A 5,140-nucleotide genomic window follows, 5' to 3' on the forward strand; every position below is an offset into this window, starting at 1 on the left:
TTCTGCAGGTCATCAGCGGTTTGGCGGCCCGGCTCCAGCTGTACTTCGCCCTCGACCTTGTGCGCGGTCGCCGCGGTGGTGCGGGCCTCGATCGCTGGCATGCCCGCACGCTCGGCGCCTTGGCCGAACAGGAACTTCAATGGGTCGTTGACCGCGCCTTGCATGTCGATCTGCTTGGTCCGGATGACGGTGCGGATGTTGAACGACAGGGCCATGGAGACTCCGCCGATCAGGATCAGCCGGCCCGTCATGGTTGAGGTGGGGCCGTTGATCGTGGCCGCGCATACCCACAGGCCGCCGGCCAGCGTCGTCAGCGTCGAGTGCAGGCGCCCGGTGAGGCTACGCGCGTGCGACTGATGCCAGGTCAGGGCGGTCAGGGCTAGGGCGCACGTGGTGATGAACACGGTCGTCCAGGCGATGACCTGCGGGTCATCGGAGTCCAGGCTCACGTGGAACACCCAGCCGAGGCCGAACAGGAACGCGCCGACCATCCACGGCGGGAAGTACAGCAGCGCCTTGGACACCTCCCGGGTGGCGACCTGCTCCCAACTCCCGCCGTCCGGCGCCGCAGGAACCATCTGCGCCATCTGCGTGCTGTTGCGGCCCATCAGACGTTGCCCCAGTCGAACGTTGACTTGCGCCGCTCCGGATTGGCCTGCGGCAGCACGTCGATGAACTCCTTACGGAACTGGGCGTGGAACTTCACCAGCTCGACGCCGGCGCCGCGCTGCAGCTCCGCGGCACGCTTGAGCCGCTTGACGACGCGGCGGGCCCGTAGCCGCACGTCCGGGGCGCCGAATACGGCGAGGATCGGGTGGCCCTTGTAGGAGCGGATCAGCACCGCGTACAGCTCATCGGAGCCGAGGAGGAACTCCTCGCCGATGTCGCGGCACAGGCCGCGGCCGACCTTGGCGTAGTTGGTGATCGCGACCGGCCCTTCCCAGGGGATCGCGGACAGCTCGGGGATCCGGCTACGGCCGGAGGCGTCGGGGCTCACAGGTCGTCCTTCCAGGTCTCGCGGACCGCGTCCCGCAGCAGGCCAGAGATGTAGCCGATGCGGCGGGTGCCGACTGCCGCGGTGATGAGCGCGTCCAGGGCGCCGATGATCAGGAGGAGGACGTGGCCAATGGTGGCGAGCGCGACCAGCACCCAGACGACGGCGTTGGCCAGCAGGGCGCGGGTGCGCTCCCGCAGCGGGTAGCGGGCGTCGGTGACGACGTAGATGGTCCTCATCGGACGCTCCCGTTCACGGCCGCGGTCTTCTTCGGCTTGGGGTTGGCCTTGCGCTGCTCCCAGTAGGAGAGCTCCTTCACCCATTCGGCGCGAAGGCGGGAGGCGAGGCTGTGGTGGGCGCCTGCGAAGTCGGCGAGTTCGATGACGGACGGGTACGGCTTCTTGTCGGCGATGGCCTTGTCCCAGTAGTCGCGCATGATCGCGGTCTTCGGCCTGGGGTCCGACTCCGACTTCGGCTTGAACGTGATCTTCTTCGTGACCCGTCCCGTGACCGCGGGTGGGGTCACGGTGGGGGTCGCGACCTCAGTCACGGAGGGGTCGCCGAGGAGGCTCTGCTTGAGGTTGTAGGCGGCCGGGTTCGTGATGTCGAATGTGACCTTCGGCGTGACCCGCTCCGCGACCGCGACGGGGGTCGCGGAGGGGGTAGCGGTGGCTCCCTGCGCGGTCCATTCCTGAGGGACGAAAACCGGCGGCTCCGTTACCTTCTTCGCGACCTCGGATGTGACCCGTTCCGTGATCGCGGGACGGGTCACATTGCGGGTCGCATCGGCGGCGAGCATGACGATGTTGCTCTCCATCGCCCGCATCTCTTCCTGGACCTTCCGCATCTCCTTCAGGGCGGTACGTGCCTCGCCCAGGGCCGTGATGCCCGCGCTCATCTGCCGGGCCGCCTCAACCAGCTCGGCGAGCTCGCCCGGCTGGGCCGCCTTCATCCACGCGGACTCGGCGGGGAGGTTGACGAGCTCGGCAGCGGAGAACAGCGATCGCACCTCGGCGGCGAGTTCCTCCTGCATCTCCTTGCTGCGGCCGAGGCCGGTGTGGGCGTGCGCGGCGGCGTAGAGACGCTCCAGCTTCGCCTGGGCCCTGGCGATGGACTTCGCCTTGGCGCCAGCGTCGCGCAGGAGGCGGACCGCCTTGGCGGCCAGGGCGACCCGGTCGAAGCGGCGCCGCTGGTCGACTTCGCCCGCAGTACGGTCCTTGGCCTCGGCCAGACCGAGCCGGACCAACACCCGCTCGGGGGTGATGCGCCAGTGGATGCCGGCCAGGCCGGTGATGCGGCGCCGTTCGACGGCCATGCCGCGCTCCCACAGCCACGCCGCGACGAGCGGCGCGGCGAGGCGGAAGATGAACTCGGCGAGGCTGCGGGCGTCCATGCTGGACAGCACGGCCGACAGCCCGGTGAGGGCCCAGACGGCGAGGCCGTCGATGCCCGCGGAGTAGTTGTTCCGCATGTTGCGGCGGGCTCGCACGGCGCTGGTGATCACGGCGACTTCGATGAAAGCGAAGAGCAGCAGGCGCAGGGGGCCGTCGAAGCCGAGGACGTCGCCGGAGAAGCGCCACATGCCCTGGGCGGACACGCCGGTCGCGATGGATGCGGCCACCACGGTGAGGATGTCCTCGGCCGGGCGGGGCGCGATGTGGGTCCGGACGAAGCGGCGCGCTGAGCGGAAGATGGCGCGGAACGCGAAGAAGGCCAGGACCAGGGCAACGAGGCCGATCACCACGGCGGTGATCCATATGACGGTCGGCGGGACACGGCCGATGAGGTCGGTTATGGTCTGCATGCGGTTCGCACGCTCCTGAGCAGTAGGAGTGGGGCTTATCGCGCAGAAGGACCCTCGTCGGTAGGCGCCGGCGGGGGTCTTCTGCGTTTCAGGGAGCGGATGGGTAGGGGCTGGTGGCCGTGGGTCGCTCGGTCTCGGCCGCGGGGATCTCGGGGCGGTAGAACGGCATCAGTGGGCCGTACAGGCGCGCCACGTCAGCCAGGGTCGCGAAGGTGCCGGTACTGCTGGTGAGGTGCAGGCCGAAGTCGCGGTAGCCGTGGACGAACCACAGGAGGCCGCGGTTGTCGGTAGCTAGGTCGCCGGGTTGCAGCGTGTTCATGCGGGTCTCCTCAGCGGTTGGTGTGGTGTGGCCGGCCTCTGCCCGGAGTCGACACGGGCAGAGGCCGGGGTCCGGCAGGGACCGTGGGTGTGGACGCTGCCGGAGGGTGGCCCCCGGGCCTCCTGGGGGAGAGGCGCGGGGGCCGGGAGTCCGGAGGAGGTACGGGGGCGACCTCACTCCGGACGGTCAAAGGGGCGCGGGCCCGACCCCGACCCCTCCTACGAGGACGGGCCCGCTTGCCTCACGCGCCGCTGTTCGACACGTGAGGCCGACCCGGTATCTGGCGCCTGCGCGCGCCTGATTCCGGGGTGCTACACCCGGCTGCCGAGCCCGCAGCGATCACGGCAGCCGGGCTGTCTATGGGGTGCCGGGCTGGCGGGGGCGAGGGGCGTGCCGGCCGGACGGTGAGGCGCCGCACTGGCGTGGTTCCTGAGCTGTGCTGGGCCGTTTGGCCTCGTACAGCATGTGATCTACCCGGGGGATTGCCCGCAGGGGATCGCCGCAGTGGATGCAGGGCGGGTCCATGGGCTGCCAGTCGCTCATGGTGCGACCGCCTTCTGGGCTCGGCGCTCCTGGTCATCGAGCACGGCGACGAGGCCGCTGGGGGTCGGGGCGAAGATGGTGGGGCGGCACCCAGCTTCGCCTTCGGCTTGGGTGAGCGGTGGCCGTGTGGCCCACCAGCCGTTGGTCCGCCAGATCCTCCACCGGGGGTATCGGGGGGAGAGGACGGCGAGGACTTCGTCGTCCAGCAGTTCGCGGAGTTCAGGGTGCAGGGGCTCGGTGCTCATGAGGTCACCACCGGGAGAGCGAGACCGGCGGCGACCCCCATGGGGTGCCGCGCGGTGGGGCGCGCATGGGGGCCGCCGGTCTCGCCAGCTGTCGTCTCCTCTAGTGAGGTGTGACACAGCAGTTCACGGTAGTTCATGAACGTCCATGGTCTGCTCTGACCTGTCCTGCCCGGGTAGGCCCTGCCCTGCCCCTCTACCGTCAGACCATGATCGACTTCGAATTCGCCGATGACGAGACCGTCTGGGGGCAGCTGTACGACGAGCTCAAGAGGCGTATCCGAAGCGGCTACTACAAAGAGCGAAGCCCTATTCCCAGCCTGGTGCACCTGGTGCAGGAGTTCGGCGCCGCGCGCGGCACCGTGCTGAAGGCCACCACGCGGCTCGCGGCCGAGGGCTACATCAACCCGATCCCGGGCCGGGGAACATACGTGCTCCCCCAGGAACGGTGGCCGCAGGAGTAGGGCCGTCACGGGACAACCCCATTCAGCAGCTGCTCCTCGTCGCGGAGCCGCTCAGCGAGCTCGTCGAGGGTGTCGCCGTCGAAGTAGAGCTTGCAGCCGGCCTTAATCTCCGGCGTGCTCGGCCGGTCTGTACGAACTGCCCAGGGCCGGCGTGTGCCGGTGCCGGACCCGCGGAAGTCCCACCGGGGGAACTCCTCGCGCAACGTCTTGGCGTCGCTCTCCGAATACGTCATCCTTGCCTCACTCGCGGTAATCACGGGGGCCTAGTGACATAGTCGTGGTGCCCAACGTAAAATGCAATAGGTAAATTCATATAGGCAAATTGTCCGTTTTGCGAACGGACTCCGCCGCCGAGGAGATGACGACGTGACCTCCAGCCCCACCGTCAAACGGCGCCGACTGTCCGCCGCCCTCCGTGAACTTCGCATCGCCGCACGCCTCGAGCCGAAGGAAGCCGCCAAGCGGCTGGAGTGGGACCAGACCAAGGTCCACCGCATCGAACGCAACAAGTGGGTCCGCCCTGACCCCAACGACATCAAGATGCTCCTCGACCTCTACGGCGTCGCCGACCCCCGCAAACGCGAACGACTCCTCACCCTCGCCCGCGAATCCCGCCAACGCGGCTGGTGGGCCGACTACAGCGACGTCTTCCGCGGCAGCCTCCCCGACTTCGAGGCCGGGGCCGCAGTGATCCAGACCTACGAGATGGCGTGCGTACCCGGCCTCCTGCAGACCGAGGCATACGCGCGAGCGATCATCGAAGCTGCGCACCTT

The 5,140-nt window shown here is 68.9% G+C and carries 8 protein-coding genes and 1 pseudogene; 2 read left to right on the plus strand and 7 right to left on the minus strand.

The window, feature by feature from the left end:
- The 6 genes and pseudogenes from ACZ6R6_RS49005 to ACZ6R6_RS49030 form a co-directional block, all read right to left on the minus strand.
- A pseudogene (locus ACZ6R6_RS49005) lies at positions 1-608 on the minus strand (hypothetical protein); the annotation flags it as partial.
- Positions 608-997, minus strand: a complete 390-nt coding sequence (locus tag ACZ6R6_RS49010; protein ID WP_470104386.1) for a hypothetical protein — start codon at positions 995-997, stop codon at positions 608-610. The pseudogene ACZ6R6_RS49005 and the gene ACZ6R6_RS49010, both read right to left, overlap by 1 nt.
- The gene (locus ACZ6R6_RS49015) at positions 994-1,233 is read right to left on the minus strand and encodes a hypothetical protein (protein ID WP_470104388.1); all 240 of its coding nucleotides are present in this window, start codon (positions 1,231-1,233) and stop codon (positions 994-996) included. Before ACZ6R6_RS49015 ends, ACZ6R6_RS49010 begins: the two co-directional genes overlap by 4 nt.
- Positions 1,230-2,798 carry a hypothetical protein gene (locus tag ACZ6R6_RS49020; protein WP_470104390.1) on the minus strand — a complete coding sequence of 523 codons (1,569 nt, stop codon included), beginning with the start codon at positions 2,796-2,798 and terminating at the stop codon, positions 1,230-1,232. Before ACZ6R6_RS49020 ends, ACZ6R6_RS49015 begins: the two co-directional genes overlap by 4 nt.
- Before the next feature lie 88 nt (positions 2,799-2,886).
- Complete coding sequence (locus ACZ6R6_RS49025) at positions 2,887-3,117, minus strand: hypothetical protein (RefSeq protein ID WP_470104392.1); 231 nt, start codon at positions 3,115-3,117, stop codon at positions 2,887-2,889.
- A gap of 539 nt (positions 3,118-3,656) precedes the next feature.
- Positions 3,657-3,905: a hypothetical protein gene (locus tag ACZ6R6_RS49030; protein WP_470104393.1), complete on the minus strand. Its 249-nt coding sequence runs from the start codon at positions 3,903-3,905 to the stop codon at positions 3,657-3,659.
- Positions 3,906-4,111: 206 nt separating this feature from the next.
- On the opposite strand from ACZ6R6_RS49030, the gene ACZ6R6_RS49035 reads away from it, so the two are divergent.
- A complete protein-coding gene (locus ACZ6R6_RS49035; protein WP_470104395.1) occupies positions 4,112-4,366 on the plus strand; it encodes a winged helix-turn-helix domain-containing protein in 255 nt (84 codons plus the stop codon).
- Positions 4,367-4,371: 5 nt separating this feature from the next.
- Here ACZ6R6_RS49035 and ACZ6R6_RS49040 read toward each other — a convergent pair whose 3' ends face one another.
- Entirely contained in the window at positions 4,372-4,599 is a 228-nt protein-coding gene (locus tag ACZ6R6_RS49040) for a hypothetical protein (RefSeq protein ID WP_470104396.1), read from the minus strand.
- 133 nt (positions 4,600-4,732) lie between these two features.
- Between ACZ6R6_RS49040 and ACZ6R6_RS49045 the strand changes: the two genes are divergently transcribed.
- Positions 4,733-5,140 (plus strand): helix-turn-helix domain-containing protein (locus ACZ6R6_RS49045; RefSeq protein ID WP_470104398.1); only part of this gene is annotated, 408 nt, incomplete at its 3' end.

It is taken from the genome of Streptosporangium sp. NPDC048886 (genome assembly GCF_055586905.1).

Excerpts from the sequence above, each read along its gene's own strand:
- ACZ6R6_RS49015 (WP_470104388.1), bottom strand. The coding sequence starts at position 1,233 with ATGAGGACCATCTACGTCGTCACCGACGCCCGCTACCCGCTGCGGGAG.
- ACZ6R6_RS49020 (WP_470104390.1), bottom strand. The coding sequence starts at position 2,798 with ATGCAGACCATAACCGACCTCATCGGCCGTGTCCCGCCGACCGTCATA.
- ACZ6R6_RS49025 (WP_470104392.1), bottom strand. The coding sequence starts at position 3,117 with ATGAACACGCTGCAACCCGGCGACCTAGCTACCGACAACCGCGGCCTC.
- ACZ6R6_RS49030 (WP_470104393.1), bottom strand. The coding sequence starts at position 3,905 with ATGAGCACCGAGCCCCTGCACCCTGAACTCCGCGAACTGCTGGACGAC.
- ACZ6R6_RS49035 (WP_470104395.1), top strand. The coding sequence starts at position 4,112 with ATGATCGACTTCGAATTCGCCGATGACGAGACCGTCTGGGGGCAGCTG.
- ACZ6R6_RS49040 (WP_470104396.1), bottom strand. The coding sequence starts at position 4,599 with ATGACGTATTCGGAGAGCGACGCCAAGACGTTGCGCGAGGAGTTCCCC.